This window comes from Streptomyces sp. NPDC025793, assembly GCF_055558375.1.
This window is the reverse complement of the sequence record NZ_JBVHMR010000076.1, coordinates 1-20,378: the sequence shown is the minus strand read 5'-3', so window position 1 is coordinate 20,378 and position 20,378 is coordinate 1. Positions and strand designations below refer to the sequence as shown.

Sequence of the window (20,378 nt, the reverse complement as noted above, 5' to 3'; positions counted from 1 at the left end):
GCTACGAACGGAAAGCCGACCACTTCCTCGCCTTCACCAGCATTGCCTGCACCCTGATCTGCTACCGCAGACTCACCAAATGAGATGAGCTCTTATACGAGGAGGAACCGTGTCCCAGGGCATCGCGCAGTACAAGGCCGCGCACACCGTCATCTACGGCAGCTCCAGCCTGGACCGTCTCGTCACCGAGGAGCAGGCCGGTCACGCGGCCGCCTGGGAGGCCACCCGGAAGCTGAAGAAGTCCGGGCAGCCGATCGACGACCAGAACCTGTCCCACACCCTGGAGGCGCTGGCGCGCCAGCAGGCCGACCGGCTCGTGGTCGACCTCGGTCTGGATCACCTGGACGAGGAGGAGGTCAAGCGCCACGCGGCGGCCGCAGCGGTGCGTATCGCCCCCGAGTTCGTCACCGTCTGACCCCAGCGGCTCGGGCACCCTCAGGTACGGGCGGCCGCGATCACCAACCTCCGACGCCCGTCGCCTCCTTCGGCCTCCCGGCCGAAGGAGGCACCGTCGGCCTCCGGTGAGGGGCAAGGGTCCTGGGCGACCACGACCAGGACCACGACGACTCACCGTGACGAGCACTGTGTCGACCCGCCCTGCCCCGGCTTGCCTCGGGCACCCGACCGGGATGCCGGCCCGCCACCAGGCCGCTCCATCCGCCGGCGCCCCATCCACGATCATTCCGCGGCCGCAGAGAGCGAAATCGATCACGAACGACGGTGCCGACGGCAGTGCCGCCCGTCGCCGTGATGCTGTCCACGACAACGTTCAGCCGGTCCGCGCGCCGGGCTTCGAGCACGAGCTCGGTGCCCATTTCGTGGATGCCCGACATGATCGGCTTCGCCAATTCGAGCCTCCGAGAGGGGGGTGGCCGGCGCCGACGAGCGATGGAGCGCGTCGGCCGCTGCGAGCTGACGCACCGACACAACGGGGAGAAGATCCTCACGGCCGCTGTACGCGTGTTCCCGACGGAGTGGCTGGACGCTCACCTGGACCGCATCGCCAAGGAAGCGGGCGTGGGCAGTGCGACTCTGTACCGCGACTTCCCCACACCGGCGGCCTTGATTGAGGCGGTCTACCGCAACGACGTGTCCCGCCCGTGCGACGCCGCCCCCGCTCTGCTCGTACAGAAGTCGCCGGCAGAGGCACTGCGCGCGTGGACACGCCTTTTCCTGAACTACGTCACCGCCCAGCACGGCATGATCGACGCCCCCGCACCATCGCGACATCGGCCAGCATTCTCAGACGGCCTCGGTCCAGAACCCGGTCCCCCATGTATCGCGTTCAGGAAAGCCTCTGGAGCGTCGGGCACATCCCGCCTTACGGTGGCGCCATGAGCGATCACCCGGAAGCACCTGTCTCCCCCGTCGAGGCCTATGAACCCCCCTACTACGTGGCTGTCTTCACTACGGTGCGAACCCAGGAGCAGAGCGGCTACAGCGAGACCAACGCACGCATGGAAGACCTGGTGAAGGACGTCCCTGGGTTCCTGGGGATGGACCACGCACAGACTCCTGGCGGACTCGGCATCACCGTCGGCTACTTCCGCGACGCCGACGCCCTCACGGAGTGGCGGAACAACGCCGAGCACCGTGCGGCGCAAAAGCGCGGGCAAGCCGAGTGGTACCAGAGCTACACGCTGCATGTGGCGAAGGTGGAGCGGAGCCACGGGTTCATACGACCGTAGGCCCTGCAGAGCCCGACGGCAGATCGAAGACGACGAGGACAAGCGCCTGCTGCGGATCATCCGCAGGGGTGCCGGCTCGGTGGTGACCTGGCGGCGGGCCCAGATGGTGCTGCTGCCCGCCCAGGACACGCCGGTGGTGAAGATGGCCGAACCGCTTCAGCTCCGGGCCGCGCACAGCGCATGGTCGGTGAGGGTCTGCGCCGCCTTGTTCAATCGGTCCTCGTCGACGAGCGCGGTGGTGGACGTCACCGACACGGTCACCGCCCGTCGGCCGTTCGCGCCGACCGCCGGCCGGCCGTACACGCCCAGGCCGTCGCCCTCGTGCATGTAGAAGACGCCGCCGCAGGTCAGCGGCACGACCCGCAGCCCGAGACCGTATCCGCCCTGCTTGCCCGCGGGCGGTACCGGCAGGTCGTCGTAGGGGACCGTCTGCCGCATCAGCGCCCACTGCGTGGCGGGCAGGAGTCGCCCGGTGGCCAGGGCACGGAAGAACGTGTCGAGGTCGGCCGGCGTGCTCACCACCGCGGAGTCCGCCGTGTGCTGATAGCTCTCCTCGGTGAGGTCCACCGGCTCGCCCCCGGGCCCGTCGATGGTCACCCGCTCGTGCGGGCCGATCAGATACGGGTTCTCGCCGGGGATGTAGGTGTGCCGCAGGCCGAGCGGGGCGATGATCCGGTGCTCTACCAGCTCCCGCCAGTCCGCACCGCCCGCCTTTTCGGCGATCATCGCTGCCAGCAGATAGTTGGTGTTCGAGTACGCCCACCGCCGCGGCGAACCGTGAGGCGGCGGGGTGAACAGCGGGGCGTGTCGCATCGCGATCGCGACGAGCTGGGACGGCGGGGTGGCGTCGTACCTGTTCTCGTCGAAATGGTTCACCAGCTTGTCCTGTACTCCGGGATCGGTGATGTAGTCGTAGATCCCGCTGGTGTGCTGGAGCAGGTCGCGTACGGTGATCCGCGAGCCGTCGTTGCCGTGTCCGCGCACCACCCCGGGCAGCCACCGTTCCACGGTGTCGTCCAGTGACAGCCGCCCCTGCGCGGCCAGTTGGAGGACCACCACCGCCGTGAACGTCTTGGTGGTGCTTGCCACCCGGAACTCCGGGTCCCACGGGACGGGCGCGTTCGAGCCCACGCCCGCGCTCCCGTACCGTGCCCGCAGCACGGCGCCACCCGGCCCGTCCACCCGTGCCACCACGTTCACATCACCGCCGGCGGCGGCCCGCACCGCCGCCAGATCCCGCCTCAGGTCCCCCGCCGAGTAGCCGCCGGATGCCGGATGCGTTCCCGTGGGCGCCTCGCCCGCCCCGCACGCCATCAGTGCCGCCAGGCACGCCACGACCGCCGTACGTTTCCCCGCCACGCTGTCACCTCTGTGCTCGGCCCGACTCGCTGCTGATCAGTGCCAGTCAACGCCCCTCCCCTCATGCAATCGATGGAGCTGACACCCGGGCGCCAGGTGGGGCTGCCCCCCGGTCGTCGTCCGCCCGCCGTCCGCCGAGGACGGCGGCTCTCGTCGCGCCCCGGTCCGGCCCCTTGAGGCCAGCGCCGCGCAGGCCCCTGCTATCTCCCCTGGGGCCCCGTCGGCACGCACCGCCGCGCCAGGACCGCCGCGGCCAGGTAGGCGAGCGCGCCGACGGTCATGCTGGTGCGCAGCCCGCTGGTGTAGTGGGCGGCGGCGGCGAGCAGACTGCCCCCGAGCGCCACGCCGGTGGCGCTGCCGATCTGACGGGCCGTGTTGAACAGGGCGGAGGCGGCGCCTGAGTACGACGCAGGCGCCGCGCCCATGACCGTCGTGGTGGAGCCGGTGAGCGCGAACGAGGTGCCGAATCCCGCGGCCATCATGGGTGCCACCAGCAGCGGGTAGGCGGGATCGGCACCCGCAGCGGCCCAGCCCGCGAGCCCCAGCGCGGCCAGGAGCATCCCGGCGACGACCAAGGGACGATCACCGGTGCGGTGGGACAATCTCCCGGACAGGATGGATGCGAACATGGTCATGGCCACCGCCGGGAACAACGCCAGCCCCGTGCGCAGGGCGGAGAAGCCGCGCTGGTGCTGGAACTCCAGGCTCGCGGTGAACACCATGCCGTAAAAGCCGAAGTTGAACAGCAGACCGATGACGGCCCCGCCGCTCATCTCCCGGGAACACAGAAGGCGAAGGGGCAGAACGGGCGAGCGGGCCATTCGCTCACGCACCACGAAGGCCGCACCGGCCACCACTGCCGAGCCCAGCCCGGCCAGGACCGCTGGATCCGTCCAGCCGCGCCGACCGGACTCGTTGAGCGCCGCGGTCAGCAGCGCCACCGCCGCCACGACCGCCGCCTGGGCCGGCCAGTCCAACGGCCGGGCCGCCTGCCGAGGCGAACGCGCCACGTGCCGCAGGGTCAGCGCCAGGCACGCTGCACCGACCGGAAGGTTGATGAGAAACACCCAACGCCACCCCACCGTGGACACGAGCAGACCACCCAGCAGCGGCCCGGCCGACGCTGCGACGCCCGCCATCGAACCCCAGAGCCCGAAGGCCCGCGAGCGTTCCAGCGGCCCCGGATAGGCCTGCTGGAGCAGGGCCAGGGAACCGGGCACGATCAGCGCCGCGCCGAACCCCTCCAGCAGCCGGGCACCGACCAGGACAGCGGCATCGGGGGCAAGGGCGCACGCGGCCGAGGACACGGTGAACACGGCCGTGCCCCAGCAGAAGACCCGCCGGCTGCCGAGCCGGTCGCCCAGCCCGCCACCGGTCAGCAGGAAACCGGCGAAGACCAGGGTGTAACCATCGGTGATCCACTGAATGCCGGTCAGCGAGGTGCCCAGATCCCGCCCGATCACCGGCACGGCGACGTTGATGACCGTCACGTCCAGGATGACCATGAAATACCCGGCGCACACAGCCACAAGCGGGGCCCAGGAAGGCCTCTCGGACCGGAGACCCGACACATGACGGGACAAAGGCCCACCGCCGCCGCCCGGCTCCACGAAGGCCACGGTCTTCCCCTCCCACGAACGGACATATGACACCGGTCGCCACCGTAAGGGATATACACCTCATATCCCCGACCGTTCGTGCACCTCACCGCGCCTCACCGCACCTCACTACGCCTCACCAACGGACGAGCGGAAGAGGGCGACATCACCGCCCGCACAGAGGCAAGCACAGCCAGTGGACGCAGAACACGTGCACCCGCCCAGCCACACGGACGCGCGGCAGCCGCACCTGGCGCCGGGGACCTGCCCGAAGAAGGCATCGCGCAGGTATGCACGGCGGGCAGCCCCTTCGGCGACCGCCCGCCGCGGGACCGTCCTCCAGAGCGCCGCCCACGGCAAGGCGTTCGACGAGCGTCGACCAGGGCCTTGCCGCCGCCCGCGTCCGCGCCCGAGAGGAGGTGGCCTTCTCGAACACCACGGGGCAGATGAAACGGCCGACCGTATGCGGCCGTTCGGCAAGGCGACGGCGTTCGCCCCATGCACCCCCTACTTCCCGCACGGCTCCGGCATCCCGGAGCGCGCATGCGCGGACGGCCCTCCCGACCGGGCCCCCTGCTCGGCCGCCACGGCTTGCTCCAGGACAGCGAATGTTTCCTGACGGCCCGGCGCCACAGCACTCGTAGGCGGCCCCGGGAACCCGCTGTACTGCCAGGTTTCAGGGGGTGCAGGCTGCGGCGCAGCCGATCCGTTAGCACGGACCAACTCACGCATTCCGCAGCGACACGCGGTCGGCATTCGGTGAGCGGGTGTCAGTAGATCATCCGAATGGATCAATAGTCATTCAATCCGCCTTTTTCTCCGGTCACTTCACATCCAGGCCGAGCGGCGGAAGCAGCCGCATATACCCCGATCGGCCCCCTGCCGTCGACATTCCGAAATGACCGATACGACAGCCATGAGTACGTTTGATCGCAGTCGGCTGACGAGCCGACATCTCGGAGATAACAGACAGGAGAAGCGACATGAAGCTCGCTCGTTCCACCATGGTGACCGCCACAGCCGGAGCCGCCGCGGCACTCGCCGTCACCGGCATCACCTACGCCTCGGCGGCCTCCGCCCCGGCACCCCAGGCAGCCCCCGCGGCCGTCGCCGCCCCGCAGGCACCCTTCAGCGGCGACTCCGGACAGGGCAAGAACAACAACAACAGCAACAACAACAGCAACAACAACGAAGGCAAGGGCAACGAGGGCAAGGGCAACGAAGGCGGCGGCCGCCGCGAGGAAGGCCGGCGCCACGAGGAGCGCCACGAGGAGGGCCGCATCTTCATCAACGAGCGGTCCTACTCCGCCCACCCCGGCGACTGCATCACCGTCGTCAGCGGCCTGGGCGCCAAGACCCTCAACGTCCGCAACGACAGCCACAAGCGCGTGGAGGTCTTCCGCGGGGCCGTCTGCGACAACGGCGCCCCCATCGCCACCGTCGGCGCCCACAGCACCAGCTTCGGCGTCGACGACCTCCACACCAAGGGCATCCACGTCAAGGACGGCGTCGTGGCCAGCTTCCGCGTGGTCTGCGACCACGACGGCGGCTGGGACGAAGGCGGCCGGGGCGGAGACCGCGGCGGCGACCGTGGCGGAGACCGCGGCGGCGACGGCGGCTGGGACGACTGATCCGAGACCGACCGCGCAATATGGGGCCCCGGCCCGCCGCAATCGAGCCGGGAACCCCCACCCCCACCGCTGTCCGACAACCCACGCGCCACATGCGCACCAACGGGCCCGGACACCAGGCATCACACCCTGGTGCCCGGGCCCACCCCAATTCCCCCACGGAACTTCTCGGCCCTCGACATCCCCCTGAACCTCAACCGTGGCATCCCCCCACCGACACGCAAGAGGGGATCTTGTAGGTGGACGGCCCGTCCTCGTCACCGGTGTCGGCGCAGACGTCGGCAGAAGCGGACGCGTGCTTTTCGGCCAACTGTGGGCGCGGGGTGTGCCGGTGCGGAGATGAGCCTGAGTCTCACCAGCACTGCCGAGTCTCGGCAACAGCGACCGCACCGGCTGCACCAGCTGTGCGAGCACGTCCTGGACCTATCGGGGCGGCGGTCGTGCACGCGCGGCCCGCGGTGTTCATGGAGAACCCGCTCTTCACCCCGGTCGCTGCCGCCTCCGCTCTGCGGGACGGCACGATCCGCCCCTCGTTCGGCTCCGCCCGCACCCCGCGGCCGGCGGCTGCTGACGGCGGTACAAGGGGAATGCCCGGATCCCGGCCTTCCGCAGCACCCTTTGGACGTACAGGCGCACGTACCCGCCCCCAAGTGCACTCCCCCGCGCCCGCGGGGGCGGTTTCGTCGTGCGACGTGGCAGGCAGCCGGTCACGGGGCGCTTGGGCTCGCTCGCGTGGGGCTCCCGCTGGATCTCCCGCGCTGACGGTCAGTGTTCCTGGGCGGTAGGGCGCACCATGATCTCGTTGATCGCGACATGCGGAGGCTGGGTGACCATGAACGTGATGGCACGGGCGATGTCGTCGGCATGCAGCCAAGCCTTCTGCGGCATGCCACGGGCGGCGGCTGATCCGGGGCCGGTCGCCATCTCCGTCGCCGTCAGACCCGGCTCGATCAGCCCCACTCTGACGCCCCTTGCCGTCACCTCCTGACGCAGGGCCTCGCTGAACGCGCCCACCGCATGCTTCGTCGCCGAATAGATGCCGTTGTTCCTGCGCACCACCCGGCCCCCGACCGAGCTGACGTTCACGAGATCGGCGATCCCGCGCGGGCCGTCCGCCGCCGCGCGGAGCAGGTGGGGCATCGCCGCCTGTGACAGGTGCAGGACGGCGTTGAAGTTGAGATCGACCATTCGTTCCCAGTCTGCGGGGTCGCCTTCCTCGATGGTGCCCATGGCCACGTAACCGGCGTTGTTCACGAGCACGTCCAGCCCTGCGCAGCACTCCACGGCGTCCTCGACGGCCCGACGCGCCTGCACCGCGTCTGCGAGGTCGGCGGTGAGAACGCTGCACGAGCCGCCCCGATCGCGGATCACTGCGGCCAGTTCCTCCAGCCGCCCCGTACGGCGGGCGACGACTGCCACAGCGGCACCCTGCCGAGCCAGCGACAAGGCGGTGGCCGCACCGATGCCGCTGGACGCGCCCGTCACCAGCGCCGCGCATCCCGCCAGTGGCGCACCGCCACCGGTGGCACCCGCCGCCGTAGCGCTCTGATCCGCAGCCTGCGCGGGCCCGCCGTCCGGTTCCCTCACACTCATGATCGTCCTTCACACAGGTCATCCCGCCCACGACCAGGCCGAAGGCGGCGCGCACCTCACACCCCGCCGTCTGGCGGCGAGATGCCGAGGATGTCTACGGTTCGGAATCCGGCAACGTAGATCGTCGCGGGCTTCTCGCATCAGGTGACGATGCCACGCCACTGCTTCAGGCGGTTGATGCACCGCGGCACCGCTCGGCGTCGTCGCGCTGCTCGCCGAGGTCCCGGCGAGAAACGGCGGCCCGCCGTCGCGGCTGCCCTGCGCAGCGGTCAATCGTGCTGATCCGCCGGGAGGGGTTTCACCGTCCGGTTGCCGCGCCTGCGTGGATGGGCACAGTCCGCGTGTGGCGTACGGGTGCCGCGTGCGGGCCGCCCCGATCGGCGCCGCCTCAGCAGTAGCTGGCGAGGCGTCAACGACTCGGGGCACCAGGACTGCGTTCAGCAGGCACGGCTCGGGCGCGACGCCGCATACCGGTGGACCGAAGTCGGCGGACAACAGCCGCGGTCGTCAGGCGCGCAGCCGTGCGCGCTTCAGACATGGTCTCGGTACGGTCGACGGTGTGCGGCACTGCGCAGCCGGGCCTGCGGCTCGGCTGTACTGAAGAGCCGGGCCCGAGGGCCTGCACGTTCCAGCACCTCGCGCGCCGACGACGGCGCCACTACGGAGGCGGGCGCCCCGGTTGCGTTGTGCCTCGGCGGAAAACGGCGATGTTGCGGGCGACCCAGCCGTTGAAGGGGCGTGGAGCGCGGCCGAGGACTCGTTCCACGTCCGGGCTGATCCGCGGTGCGGCCGCGTTCGGGGCGGAGATGATGTCCAGGGTGTCGTCGGCAAGTTCCGCCGGCACGAACCGGGTCATCGTGGCCTTGGCCTCATCGCGGGTGAGTTCGTGGAACCGTACAGGCGAGCCGAGCTCGGCGGCGATCGCCTCCGCCTGCTGACGCGGCGTGATTACCTCCGGGCCGGTCAGCTCGTACACCCCGCCGGTGTGCCGGTCGTCCAGCAGGCAGGCCGCCGCGACCTCGGCGATGTCCGCCGGGTCGATGACCGGCACTCCTACGTCGCCGAAGGGCGCGGCGACCGTCCCTTGCGTGCGGACGGACTCCGCCCAGGCCAAGGCGTTGGAGGCGAAACCGCCCGGTCGCAGGACGGCCCAGTCCAGGCCGGAATTCCGCAGCGCGTCCTCCACCGCGCGCACCGCGACCGCCCGGCGGCCTTGTGTCCCCCATATGGGCGGGTTCGCTTTCCGGCCCTTGATCCGGACGGGCTCACGCGTGCTTCACCGGTCGGCGGACACGACCTGCACGTCCCTGCGCGGGGCCCGCTCCTGCGCACCGGCCAGCCAGAGGAATACCGGCGGAAGGGCGAGCTCGATCACCGTCAGCACGATCTGGAACCACTGCGGCCAGCCGTGCACGGCGAGCGAGAGCAGCCGACCCACGCCTCCCAGCAGGAACACTCCGGCCAGCCACCGCACCTCCCGGGCCGGGATCGGACGCTGGCGCGCGACCCAGAGCCAGGCCAGCCCGTAGCCGACGAAGCTGGCCCCCATGAACCGGCCCCAGCTGTCCACCGTCGTGCCGGCGGAACCGGCACCGGGGATCGCCGCGTTGCCGAGCGCAACGTGGAACAGGCCGATCGCCACGCAGGACCAGCCCATCAGCGTGGTGAGTACGCGCAGAGCCCTCGCCATCGTCCCTCCAAGCCGTCTCAGCGAAGCTTAGTTGACATGCGTCTACTACACTGGGGGCACCAGTAGACGCATGTCAACTAGGCTTCGCTCGTGCCTCCTCGCCAGCGACTCGCCCCCGCCGACCGCCGCGCCCAGCTCCTCGCCGTCGGCGCACGGCTCTTCGCCGCGCACCCGTACGCCGACGTACTGATGGAGGAGGTCGCCGAAGAGGCAGGTGTCTCCCGGGCCCTGCTCTACCGTCACTTCCCCAGCAAGCACGCCCTGTTCGCGGCCGTCTACCAACAGGCTGCGGACCAGCTGCTCGCCGGGACGCAATTCGACCCCGCCGACTCCCTGGCGGAACAGCTCGTCCAGGGCATGGACCTCCATCTTGAGTACTTCGTGGCGAACCGCAACGCCGTCCTCGCCGCGAACCGGGTCCTCGCGGGTGACCCGGTGATCCAGACGATCATGACGAACGAGCTGGACGCGCTCCGCGCACGGCTGCTGGCCGTACTGCCGCTGGCGGACGAGAGCGCCCGCGAGGCCGTGTCCGGCGTCCTGAAGAGCTGGCTGGTCTTCGTCCGGGTGCTCTGTGTCGACTGGCTCACCCACGAGACCTGCACCCGCACCCAGTTGCGCGACGTCTGTATCGGCGCGGTGCTCGGTGCCCTGCGGCCGCTGCTCGCACAGGACCCCGCTCCCGACTGGCCACGGCAGGAGCCCGGCGCAGGAGCCCCGACCCCGGGGCTGCCGCATCGGGGCGCCCAGGGAGCCTGACAGACCGTCGGCGCCCCGGGCCCGAACGTCCGGCCGGGGATCTCGCCGGCCGGAAACGGCCAGGCCTCACTCCGGATGCATGAGGGCCCGCGCCACTCGCCCGGTCCCGCCCACGCCACTCTGGCGGGAAACGCGCCTCGATCCACGCTCCGGCTTCCCCAGCCCGAGGCGCATCCACCGGCCCGAGGGACATCCGCCAGCCTGAGGGGCATACGCAGGCCGGGGGGCGTTACGCCGCCTCCCGGCCGCCGCCCCGGAGAAGCCGAGCGCGGAGAGGTGCGAACGGGGAGTGTTCACCTCCGAGCGGACAATCGTGCCCCGCCCTCTCGCGTCGGCGCGGCACAAGTGTGCGGGCAGCGCCGACGCATCGGCCGTACCGCAGCCATGACCAGGATGCCCACGCCGCACCACATGGGAGCCGGTCCTCCCGGACAGGACCCCGGCAGACGGACCGGCCGCCCGAATGCTGCCGCTTCGGCAGGGTGACGGCGCTCGCCGCCCTTGACTCGCCCGAGCCCGGGCACGCCGGAACGCGCGCACACGGCCGACCTTCCCCGCCGGGACCTGGCCGTGGACGGCCGTCCACGACAGCACCCGCACCCGTGCCCCCAGGCCACACCGTGCCCTGCCGTGCCAGATGTACACGACGGCCGCGGCGGCGGCAGCCCGACGACGGCCACGAACCGCGCGCGCCCGGCGGGCCGACGGCGACGATGCAGGGCGAGGCGCCGGGCCAGGGTCTCCGTGCGCCAGCGCAGGCTGTGCGCTCGCACATCACCGACGGTGCGGCTGTGGAACGCTCAACTCCTGGGCACAGACGGGCGGTCGGGCCCATCGCGCGGAGTCCGGCCCGCCGTGTCGCGGACGGCGCCGGTGAAGGCGTCGGCCGAGAAGTCGTTCGGCCGGGCACCACTTCCCCGCCACTCGGTCGCGCAGGCCGCCGGTGCGCTCATGGCCGTCCTGGCGTACGTCGCCGCGCATCCGCCCGTACACCGTGCATCCGCTTGTACGGTGCGCGGATCCGCACGTCGCAGACGTCACCGGCACGCCACCGCGCACGACGGACCGGCCCCGGAGACGGCCGGCCCACCGCCGCCCCGCGATCCCCTACCCGGCCGTACGACGAGCAGGCTTCGGCTCAGCCATAACACCAATCACCTCACGACTTTCGCAGCGACACGCCGCCGGAAGTGGATGAGCGGACGTCAGCGGATCATCCAGACAGCCTAATAGTCATTCAATCCACCCGTTTTCCCGGTTGTTTCGCATCCAGCCGGGCTGCGGGCGGGGGTCGCCCGTACCCCAATCGGCTCCCTGGCCTAGTCCTCCAATATGACTGATATGACCGCTATGAGTACGTTTGATCACAGTCGGCTGACGAGCCGGCATCTCCGAGATATCCAGAACAGGAGAAGCGACATGAAGCTCGCTCGTTCCACCATGGTGGCCGCCAGTGTCTCGGCCGCTGCGGCACTCGCCGCGACCGGCATAACCTACGCCTCTGCTGCCTCCGCCCCCACCTCGGTGCCGCAGTCGGCCCGGGCCGCTGCCGCACCGGCCCCTGCACCGGTTGCCGCCCCAGCCGCTGCTCCAGCTGCTGCAGCTCCGGCCGCCGCTCCCGAAGCCTCCCTCGACGGCGGCTCCGGACAGAGCAAGGGCAACGGAGGCCGCGGCGACGAAGGCCGCGGTGAAGAAGGCCGGGGTGACGGAGGCCGCGGCGAAGAAGGCCGGGGCCGGGGCGAAGAAGGCCGGGGCCGCGGTGAAGAAGGCCGGGGCCGCGGTCACAGGGAGGGGGGCAGGATCCTGATCAACGAGCGGTCCTACTCCGCCCACTCCGGTGAGTGCATCACCGTGGTCAGCGGCCTGGGCGCCAGGACCATCAACGTCCGCAACGACAGCCACAAGCGCGTGGAGGTCTTCCGCGGGGCGGTCTGCGACAACGGCGCCCCCATCGCCACCGTCGGCGCCCACAGCGACAGTTACGGCGTGAACCCGGGTCACACCGAGGGCGTCCACGTCAAGAACGGTGTCGTGGCCAGCTTCCGCGTGAACTGCGACCGCGATGGCGGCTGGCGCGGCGGCTGGGGTGGCGGCGGGGACGACGACTGATCCCGGTCCGGGAGCACACCACGGGGCCCCGGCCCGCCGTAATCGAGCCGGGGCCCCGATCCCCACCATTGTCCGGCAACCCGCACGTCGTACACGCACCGCCGGACCTGGGCACCAGGCATCACACCCCTGTTGCCCGGGCCCGCGTCCCTTCTCTCACCATCCGGTCCATCTGGGGACTTCCACACCGGACGCCTCCCCCGAGCACATCCGAACGCGCCCTCGCCACCCGCCTCTCTCCCGGCGATCCCTCCATTGGGTGAACAAGACGCACGCCGCGCGCCGGAAGACTGCCCCAGGAACCGTGGCTACCCCGGTGGTCCCACCCGCCCCTGGCCGCCCCGGCCCGTCGGCCCCGCCGACCGTACCCGGCGGGCCGCGCGCCGTGAGCCCGGACTCCCGGCAGGGACTGGTGCCGTACGGGCGGCCGCGGCCGCGCCGGACGAACCGCTGACGCGGGCCGGCGAGGTCGAGGGCGCCCGCCGCGGTTCACCGGCCATGTGCCCGGCCGGGCTCCGCGCCCTGGCGAACATGCGGATGCCGTCCGCCGCCCGCAGGACGAAACATTCGACCGGTGTCACCTCGTGGCCCGGGACGGCGCGGAAGCGGGAGCGCTTGGGCAGCACGGCCAGGACCAGTTCGGCCTCGGGCCACTACGGGGTCGAGGTGGACCGCCCGGAACGGATAGAAGAAAACGGTGCCGGCCGAGATCCGGTGACCGCCGAGCGTGAGCGCACCGGCGGTCTCGCGCGCTCCGTACGGGCCCGGCGGATACAGGCGCAGCGACTCCTTGAGGACCATTTCCCCGTACGGCAGCCGTCTCAGGTCCGCGTAGTCGGGCACCGTGCGGTCGTCCAGGACGCGGTCGAGCTCGTCCGAGACCCGTTCGGCCGCCTCGGGGTGGCGGCCGAGCAGGTGCAGAGTCGGGCCACGGCCACGGCCGCAGCGGTCGTGTGGTGGGCCGCGAGCAGCACGGCCAGGACGGTGTCGCGGATCCGGGCAGGCTGCCGGTGGCCGCAGGAACGGTGTCTGTCCGGCCGATGCCGGGAAGTAGCCCCGCCCGGCACGGCCACGGCGGGTCGTTCGTCGTGTCCGCGGCGCGCTTCTCGGTGAAGAAAGGATCAGTGACCTGCGGCGGAGGAGAGCTCCTTCAGGATCGCGCGGGCCCAGTCGTCCGGGGCCGGAGCGGTGAGTCGGGCTGCGAGGCGGGTGGTGTGCAGGCGTCGCTCCCGGGGCGTCATGGTCAGGGCCTGATGGAGGGTGGCGACCAGGTCGTCGGGCGTGCCGGGATCGGTGAGGAGCGCGGCCCCGCCCAGGTGGGCGGCCAGGCCCGCGTGCCGGGACAGTACGAGGACGCCGCTGCGTCCGGCCGCCGCGCGGCAGGCGACGTACTCCTGTGCCGTGAGGTTCATGCCGTCGGCCAGTGAAGTCACCCAGAAGACGTCCGCCGCAAGGTAGTTGTCCACGATGCGCCCGAAGGGCAGTGTCCGGGGCACATAGTCGACGGGTTGCCAGACATCGGTACCCCAGCGGGAGTTGAGGTCTGCGATCGCCTGCTCCAGCCGCGTCCGGGTGGCTTCGTAGGCGCGGATGCCCGGTTCGGGGGGCGGGCAGATCAGCCGGAAACGCACCCGGCCCCGGAACTGCGGCGCCCTCTCGAACAGGGCTGCCAGGGCACGGATCTTGTGCACCGGTGCCTTGGCGTAGTCGAGGCGTTCGACGGAGAGCACCAGTTGCCCGTCGCCCCGGGAACGCCGCCCCGCGGCGCGCGAGCCGACGCGGGTCTGTACCGCCTGGTGGTCGATGCCCAGCGGATGCACCGCGGCGCGTGGCGGGCGGGCGGTGCCGGCAAGGAGCCGCCGGAAGTTGTCGGCGTCGGCGGTGGTGTGGAAGCCGGCCCAATCCAGATGCGTGAGTGAGGTGCGCAGCTGACTGGCCACGGGGAGCCGGTGGAAGGTGTCCGGTGCGGGAAAGGGCGTGTGATGGAAGATGCCGATGGTCACGTCGGGGCGGCGTTCTTTGAGCAGGCCGGGGACGAGCCAGAGGTTGTAGTCGTGCAGCCAGACGGTCGCCCCGGGGGCGGCATGGGCGTCGATGTGGTCGCTGAAGGCGGAGTTGACCTCTTCGAAGTCGGCCCAGTGGTGCGGGTCGTGGCGGATCAGGTGGGGTGCGGACACCAGAACCGGCCACAGGGTCTCCTTGCACGCGCCGTGGAAGTAGCCCGCCCAGGTATCGGATGCCACGGGCAGCAACGCCAGACGGAGCGCGGTGGGAGGCGCCGGACAGGAACAGCGCGTGAAAGTGGGGACCTGGGCGGGGGCGAGAGCGGAGGCAGGGGCGGGGGCAGGGGTGGTGCCCTGGTCGGTGACGAGTGCGGCCGCCCATACGACGTCTTCGGCGCAGGAACGCGGATCCAGGGCGGAGGTGAGCGTGGGCAGGATGCCGTTGGGGCTGACGGGAGCCTGCCATCCGTGCTGCGACCAGCGCAGGGGCGGGCGGTGGTAACCGACTACTACGCGCGAGGGCCTGCTGATCCAGCCGAGGTCTTCCAGGGCCGACAGGATCGCCGCCGCACCGTCCAGTGCCGGGCGGTGCACCCGTGCGCACAGGGGCACCCGAGCGGCCAGGCCGGGTTCGGCGTTTCCCACGACCACGCCGTGGGCGCCCAGGTCGAACAGTGACAGGTCGTTCAGGGAGTCGCCCGCCACGAGCAGGGAACTCGGCGGCCAGTGCCGCATGCGGGCGAGTTCCCGTACGGCCGCCCCTTTGCCCGCGTTCACGGGCAGGACGTCGAAATAGCGGCCGCCGGAGTACGTCCACGAGCAGCCGAGGGCGGCCACAGCCGCTTTCAGGCCCGAGGTCAGGTGCTCGGGCGGCAGGTAGAAGGAACACCGTCCTTCCTGCACGACCGTGTCCTGGTAGGCCAAGCCTGGGAAGCCGTCCAGGGCCGAGCGCACCCGGTCCGTGCCGGGCCATCCGGCGCGCAGCCGCTCCTGGAGGGTCTCGGCACGGCTGCCGTCGGCGGCGTCGACCACGCTGGCCCCGACATCGGCGATGATCCAGCGCGGCACGGGCACCAGCGGGTCGCCGGCCACGATCTCGCGTACGGAGTGCACCGAGCGGCCGGTGGCGAAGACCATGGTGATGCACGGGTGCAGGTCGAGCAGATGGCGAAGCCTTCGGCGTGCGCGGCCGTCCCCCGCCAGGAGCGTGCCGTCGAGGTCGGTGACCAGCACCCGCGCGGTGTCGGCGGACGGATCCGGAGCGGCGGGACGAGCGGCCCGGCGACGGGGTGTGCACACGGCGTTGACCACCACTCCTCCTCCAACACAACCCATTGTGATGAAATCACGACATATAGTGATATTCTCAGGATCGGAGTGTTCCAGCCACCCCGCACAGGAGACCCGGAGGCGCTATGCACGACGCCGACCCCGCATGCGAGGAGCTGGTGTCCGCCGCACACGACGCACCGTCAGGCCTGGTCACCCACCTGTTGCACAGCGATGACCCACGCACCGCCCGGCTCGGACGGGCGATCCGGGCGATCCAGGACGACAGCGCAAACCGGTCGCCGCTGCACCCCGACGACGGAGCCCGCATCATCGACCCGATCACCCACGACCCGGCCTGGTGACCACCAAGCCGAAGGCGTCCGGACGGCCCGGCCGAAACTCGCTGCCCACCGCCACCCGGCCGCGCACACCCACCGCCGCGCAGTCCGCGCCGACGGCTTCCGCCTCGCCCGCCCCGTCGCCCCGATCGCCCCAGGCGCGCGCGGCAAGGGCACGGGCCGGAAAGGACGGCGCCCGGCCCAGGATGAACGTGCCCGGCCCGGGAAGGGACAGACGCGCGACGGCCACGAAGCCGACGGGACCAGGAACTGCGCGGGCCGCTGAAAGCCGGCGCGCGGCCGCCGGCCGGCGCAGCACCGGGCCGCAAACGCATGGCGCCCGGACATGAAGTGGGCTGGCGGGCGGCCGAGTTCGTCACGGCCACCCGCGGCCCAGAAACCGCGCCCCGAGCCCGCGAGGACTCCCCTCGGATCTCCGCGGAGAAAGAAAAACCCCCTGATCGCCGCCTTCCGCAACCCTCTTCACTCATACGCGCTTGAACGGGCCGACGCCACGGCACCCTGCACCCGCTGCGCCCCGGAGCGTCGACCGGGCCCGTCTTTCAAGATGCGGTCACCGACACCTGCTGGATACCCTCGCTGAGGGGGCGGTGACGGGGCCCCGTGTCCGGGTGTACCCCGGCCCGGCGGAAACGACGAGTTCCGCGATGCAGACTCATGCAGCGTTCACGCCTCAACGGGAGGAAGGTTCGTCATGAGATGCACTGCTGCACGTACGGCCAGAGCTGCCGCGGCAACCGCGATCGCCATTCCCCTCACGCTCGGTGGCCTGGCATCGCAAAGCCACGCGCAGAGTCCTTCCCCCAGCCCGTCGGGAACGTTCGGCTCCGGCTGCCCTGCACTCTCCCAGAAGGTCAACACAGCCAAGGACAGAATCACAGAAGCCGCGGCCGCATATCCACAACTCAGCCAACTGGTCTCGGCCGTGGTCCGAGCGAAGCTGAACGGCGCCCTCGACGGCAAGCCCCACATCACCGTCTTCGCACCCAACGACCAGGCCTTCCAGAAGGTCAGCATGTCGCAGCTCACCTCGCTACTGGCCGATCAGGGCCGGCTGAAGAAGGTACTGACCTACCACGTCGTGGACAAACGAATCACCCCGAACGAGCTTCCCAAGGGGTCCTTCACGACTCTGGAAGGCGGCAAACTGACCACGTCGGGATCGGGTACCGACTTCAAGGTCAACGGCACGGCACACATCGTCTGCGGCAACATCAAGGGCACGAACGCCACCGTATACGTCATCGACTCCGTACTGCGGCCGCCGTCCTGACACGCCGCAGCGTTCCGGAGCGACGGCACGAGGCCCAGGCACAGTCCGGTTCCCGGACCACAGTGCTCCGCCCTGGGGCTCCGTAAAGACCCGTCAAGCGGCATGCGTGGGTGCCGGGATGGCCGCACGGCAGCGCGACCGGGCCGCCGGGGCGCGGGCCGCGGACCCGGCCCAATCGCCGGACGGGCACCGGCTCACGGCCCGGCAGCTCGCCCGGCTACCGCTCGTCAGGCGGCCCGCCCCGGCAACGCGCCCGAGGCGGGTTCGGCGCTCCTCGTCGTAAGCCACCAGCCCGGCAAGCCGGCCGTCGCCGAACTGCCCGCGTCCCGCCCGCGCCCCGCCTGCGGCCTGCGGCCCGCCCGCGACGGCCGCGTCCTCTCCGACGCGGGCAAGACACGCGCCGGCACCCGGACCGGGACGCGGACACCGGCATGCAGACACCTCGACAAATCGGCAGGTCGGTTCGCACCTGACCTGCCCTGACCGCCGCGAGGGTACAGAACGCACGCCTGCCGCCGACGGCACGAGGGCGGCCATGAGCACCACGACGGCCGCACCACCACCCCGGGCGCCCACGCACCCCACCCGCACGGTCATACCCGCCCGACCAAGCCTGCCCCTTCCCCAGCCCGAAGGGCACCTTCCCGGCGACCACCGGAGAAGCCGGCGATGGACATTCGCGGCAGGGGCCCGCAACACTCGCGCCCTGAAAACGACACTGCTGCGGCGCGCGGGCAGCAACCCGCTGCACCTCTCCTTCCGCGCGACCAACAGCTGTTGTCGCTGGCGGGAACCCGTACACCGGCCCCACCCGGACCGGCGTACGGCCGGGAAGGACCTCACACGCCGAAGCCGCGGCGAGCCGCAGGGCAACCGCGTCGGTTCGTATGACGTGCAGAAGATGCCTCCGTCGTGCAGGGCCACCACCGCGTACGGCGCCGACATGCATCCCGGTCGGTCACGGCGCACAGCCCGGCTCGTTCCCTCCCCCTCCCGCAACGATCATGAAGCACGGTGCACCGCCGGCAACGGGGACGGGCCGGCCACCGACGCTCACAGCCGCCGTACCGAAGCCTGGATCCGGGACCCGCTCCCACACCTCTCCACGGCAACTGCTGCCTTCCCACGCCACGACGGGACGTACGTCACCCCAACCACACGTCAGAGCCGTGACCGCCCAGCCGCTCCCGGCCACGGCCGCATCCCCTCCGCCAGGACTCTCGGCCAGGCGCCCCCAAGCCGCCGGGCCCCGACGGCCTCGGACCCGGCAAAGCGACCGCCCACCACAACCCGCGCCATGCACAGACCAACCCGGCCGCCAAGACGCGGGACCTGCCGTCGACAACTGGACGGCCTGGCCCACGAGCAACGAAAGATCCGCATCCCCGACGTCACCTGCCGCGAGAGCTGATGATCACGGAAACACCGGCGACGAACAAACGGCCACAGCGCACGGCATGGCACACGCCACCGCTCAGGCCACGCGCCCCGGCACCGTCCGCCGACGGGCACCTGACACACCCTCCGCGGCCCAGCTCCGGACGGCACCACCAATGTCCACCCATTCAGCCGATAACAGGCGACAAGCCATAACCCATGGAGTTTCACAAACGTTTCACACGGCGCGGGCATGTACCCGCAATCACCTCCGAAAGGCAGAATCTCATGAAACGGGTCACCCGCAACGGTGCGATCGCCCTCGCCGTCGCCTCGGGCGCGATGGCTGTCGCGGGACCGGCACACGCAGACTCCACGGCAGACGGCTCCACAAACGACTCCCCCGGACTGATCTCCGGCAACACGATCCAGCTGCCCGTCCACGTCCCCGTGAACATTTGCGGCAACACCATCGACGTCGTCGGCTTCCTCAACCCCGCCGCAGGCAACAGCTGCACCAACCAGGAACACAGCACCCCCACCGGGACACCGAGCCGGGCCACCGCCTCCGGCCGCACACAGGACTCGCCGGGCGTCCTCTCCGGCAACGGCCTCCAACTGCCGGTCCAGCTACCCCTCAACGTGAGCGGTAACACGGTCGACGTAGTCGGCATCGCCAATCCCGTCTTCGGCAACACATCCGCGAACTCCCCCAGCAGCCGGCCCAGCGAACCGACCCGCACCGCACCCGAGCCGCCCGCCCGCACCACACCGCCCGCCCGACCGGTGCCGCCCACCCCGCCGGTGCCCCACGAGCCGCACACGGCGCATCTCACGCCCCACACGATCACGCAGAAGCAGACAGAAGATTCCCTCGCTCAGACCGGCGCCGACGGTATCTGGACAGCCGCCGCCGCAAGCATCACAGCCCTGATCGGCGGAGGAACGCTCTACCGCCGCTTCCGCCCACCGACCGCACGCTGAGAAGAACAGCAGCGCGCAGATCACCTGCACCCCATCACCCGGCATATCCCCACCAAGGATCCGGCCTGGTCGGCAGCCGCACACGGCACCGGCCAGGCCGACATCCCGCGCCCGACGACGCGGCAACCGGCAGCCCGGCATCCGGCGGCCCGGAACGGGATCCGCCAGCACCACTCCGACACCCACCAGCAGCCCCCTGCCCGCACCGCGCCCGCCACTCCCACCGCGTTCCCCCTCGGAGACCGGACCACAGACACCCACCCCCGGACGCCTACATCGAGCAGCCGGGCATGGGCTGATTCGCACCACGGCGCCACCGAGACTGAATGGCCCCCTGTCTCACGCGGTCGCACCAAGGCAACGCGCGCTTCCCGGCACCGCCCGACGCCGTCTCCGGCCGGGCCGGGCCGCAGGACCCGTACACGGCGCAGCACCCACGAGCGTCCAGCAGCGTCACGGGCTGCCCCCACCCGGCATGCCCTTTCGTACGGCAACCCCCGTCACGGGGTCCGGCGCGACGGCGCAACCAGGCCAAAGGCGGCTGGCCCGGGCACCCGCACCGCCCCCTTCCCTGCCCTTTCCACCCAAGACTGCTGCGGTGGAGTGACAAGTAGTACGGCACCCGTGGACGTTAACGATATGACGAGCTGATTTCTCATAGTTTCTACCAGGATTCGGATATC

General features: G+C 71.0%; 14 protein-coding genes and 3 pseudogenes. 10 read left to right on the top strand and 7 right to left on the bottom strand.

The genetic code is table 11. The features are described 5' to 3' along the window. The first annotated feature begins 109 nt into the window (after window positions 1–109). The 4 genes and pseudogenes from ACZ4MF_RS46280 to ACZ4MF_RS46265 all read left to right on the top strand — a co-directional run. Window positions 110–415: a DUF3759 domain-containing protein gene (locus tag ACZ4MF_RS46280; RefSeq protein WP_467500109.1), complete on the top strand. Its 306-nt coding sequence runs from the start codon at window positions 110–112 to the stop codon at window positions 413–415. Window positions 416–905: 490 nt separating this feature from the next. Beyond that, a pseudogene (locus ACZ4MF_RS46275) lies at window positions 906–1,212 on the top strand (TetR/AcrR family transcriptional regulator); the annotation flags it as partial. A 122-nt stretch (window positions 1,213–1,334) separates the two neighbouring features. Next, window positions 1,335–1,688, top strand: coding sequence for an antibiotic biosynthesis monooxygenase family protein (locus ACZ4MF_RS46270; RefSeq protein ID WP_467500107.1), 354 nt, complete (start codon window positions 1,335–1,337; stop codon window positions 1,686–1,688). Further along, window positions 1,645–1,839 (top strand): annotated as a pseudogene (locus ACZ4MF_RS46265) (hypothetical protein); the annotation flags it as partial. The gene ACZ4MF_RS46270 and the pseudogene ACZ4MF_RS46265, both read left to right, overlap by 44 nt. Before the next feature lie 5 nt (window positions 1,840–1,844). Here the strand turns inward: ACZ4MF_RS46265 and ACZ4MF_RS46260 are convergent. Both ACZ4MF_RS46260 and ACZ4MF_RS46255 read right to left on the bottom strand, forming a co-directional pair. After that, the gene (locus tag ACZ4MF_RS46260; protein WP_467500105.1) at window positions 1,845–3,047 is read right to left on the bottom strand and encodes a serine hydrolase domain-containing protein; all 1,203 of its coding nucleotides are present in this window, start codon (window positions 3,045–3,047) and stop codon (window positions 1,845–1,847) included. Window positions 3,048–3,247: 200 nt separating this feature from the next. Beyond that, window positions 3,248–4,552 carry an MFS transporter gene (locus ACZ4MF_RS46255; protein WP_467500103.1) on the bottom strand — a complete coding sequence of 435 codons (1,305 nt, stop codon included), beginning with the start codon at window positions 4,550–4,552 and terminating at the stop codon, window positions 3,248–3,250. A 1,076-nt stretch (window positions 4,553–5,628) separates the two neighbouring features. Between ACZ4MF_RS46255 and ACZ4MF_RS46250 the strand changes: the two genes are divergently transcribed. Beyond that, window positions 5,629–6,276 carry a hypothetical protein gene (locus ACZ4MF_RS46250; protein WP_467500101.1) on the top strand — a complete coding sequence of 216 codons (648 nt, stop codon included), beginning with the start codon at window positions 5,629–5,631 and terminating at the stop codon, window positions 6,274–6,276. Between the two features lie 765 nt (window positions 6,277–7,041). On the opposite strand, the gene ACZ4MF_RS46245 is transcribed toward ACZ4MF_RS46250, so the two are convergent. The 3 genes and pseudogenes from ACZ4MF_RS46245 to ACZ4MF_RS46235 all read right to left on the bottom strand — a co-directional run bounded on the left by ACZ4MF_RS46245 (window position 7,042) and on the right by ACZ4MF_RS46235 (window position 9,559). Further along, entirely contained in the window at window positions 7,042–7,869 is an 828-nt protein-coding gene (locus tag ACZ4MF_RS46245) for an SDR family NAD(P)-dependent oxidoreductase (RefSeq protein ID WP_467500100.1), read from the bottom strand. A 658-nt stretch (window positions 7,870–8,527) separates the two neighbouring features. Continuing rightward, window positions 8,528–9,067 (bottom strand): annotated as a pseudogene (locus tag ACZ4MF_RS46240) (Rossmann-fold NAD(P)-binding domain-containing protein); the annotation flags it as partial. 78 nt (window positions 9,068–9,145) lie between these two features. Continuing rightward, entirely contained in the window at window positions 9,146–9,559 is a 414-nt protein-coding gene (locus ACZ4MF_RS46235; protein ID WP_467500098.1) for a DUF4345 domain-containing protein, read from the bottom strand. Window positions 9,560–9,649: 90 nt separating this feature from the next. On the opposite strand from ACZ4MF_RS46235, the gene ACZ4MF_RS46230 reads away from it, so the two are divergent. Together ACZ4MF_RS46230 and ACZ4MF_RS46225 are read left to right on the top strand one after the other, a co-directional pair. Further along, complete coding sequence (locus tag ACZ4MF_RS46230; RefSeq protein WP_467500096.1) at window positions 9,650–10,318, top strand: TetR/AcrR family transcriptional regulator; 669 nt, start codon at window positions 9,650–9,652, stop codon at window positions 10,316–10,318. 1,419 nt (window positions 10,319–11,737) lie between these two features. Further along, a complete protein-coding gene (locus ACZ4MF_RS46225; protein ID WP_467500094.1) occupies window positions 11,738–12,427 on the top strand; it encodes a hypothetical protein in 690 nt (229 codons plus the stop codon). Window positions 12,428–12,916: 489 nt separating this feature from the next. Here ACZ4MF_RS46225 and ACZ4MF_RS46220 read toward each other — a convergent pair whose 3' ends face one another. Next, on the bottom strand, window positions 12,917–13,342 hold the full coding sequence (locus tag ACZ4MF_RS46220) for a cytochrome P450 (protein ID WP_467500111.1): 426 nt from the start codon (window positions 13,340–13,342) through the stop codon (window positions 12,917–12,919). A gap of 206 nt (window positions 13,343–13,548) precedes the next feature. Then, entirely contained in the window at window positions 13,549–15,741 is a 2,193-nt protein-coding gene (locus ACZ4MF_RS46215; protein WP_467500092.1) for a trehalose-6-phosphate synthase, read from the bottom strand. 104 nt (window positions 15,742–15,845) lie between these two features. Between ACZ4MF_RS46215 and ACZ4MF_RS46210 the strand changes: the two genes are divergently transcribed. The 3 genes from ACZ4MF_RS46210 to ACZ4MF_RS46200 all read left to right on the top strand — a co-directional run bounded on the left by ACZ4MF_RS46210 (window position 15,846) and on the right by ACZ4MF_RS46200 (window position 19,695). After that, complete coding sequence (locus ACZ4MF_RS46210; RefSeq protein WP_467500090.1) at window positions 15,846–16,064, top strand: hypothetical protein; 219 nt, start codon at window positions 15,846–15,848, stop codon at window positions 16,062–16,064. A 691-nt stretch (window positions 16,065–16,755) separates the two neighbouring features. Then, window positions 16,756–17,334, top strand: a complete 579-nt coding sequence (locus tag ACZ4MF_RS46205) for a fasciclin domain-containing protein (protein WP_467500088.1) — start codon at window positions 16,756–16,758, stop codon at window positions 17,332–17,334. Window positions 17,335–18,999: 1,665 nt separating this feature from the next. After that, a complete protein-coding gene (locus ACZ4MF_RS46200) occupies window positions 19,000–19,695 on the top strand; it encodes a chaplin (protein WP_467500086.1) in 696 nt (231 codons plus the stop codon). Window positions 19,696–20,378 lie beyond the last annotated feature (683 nt).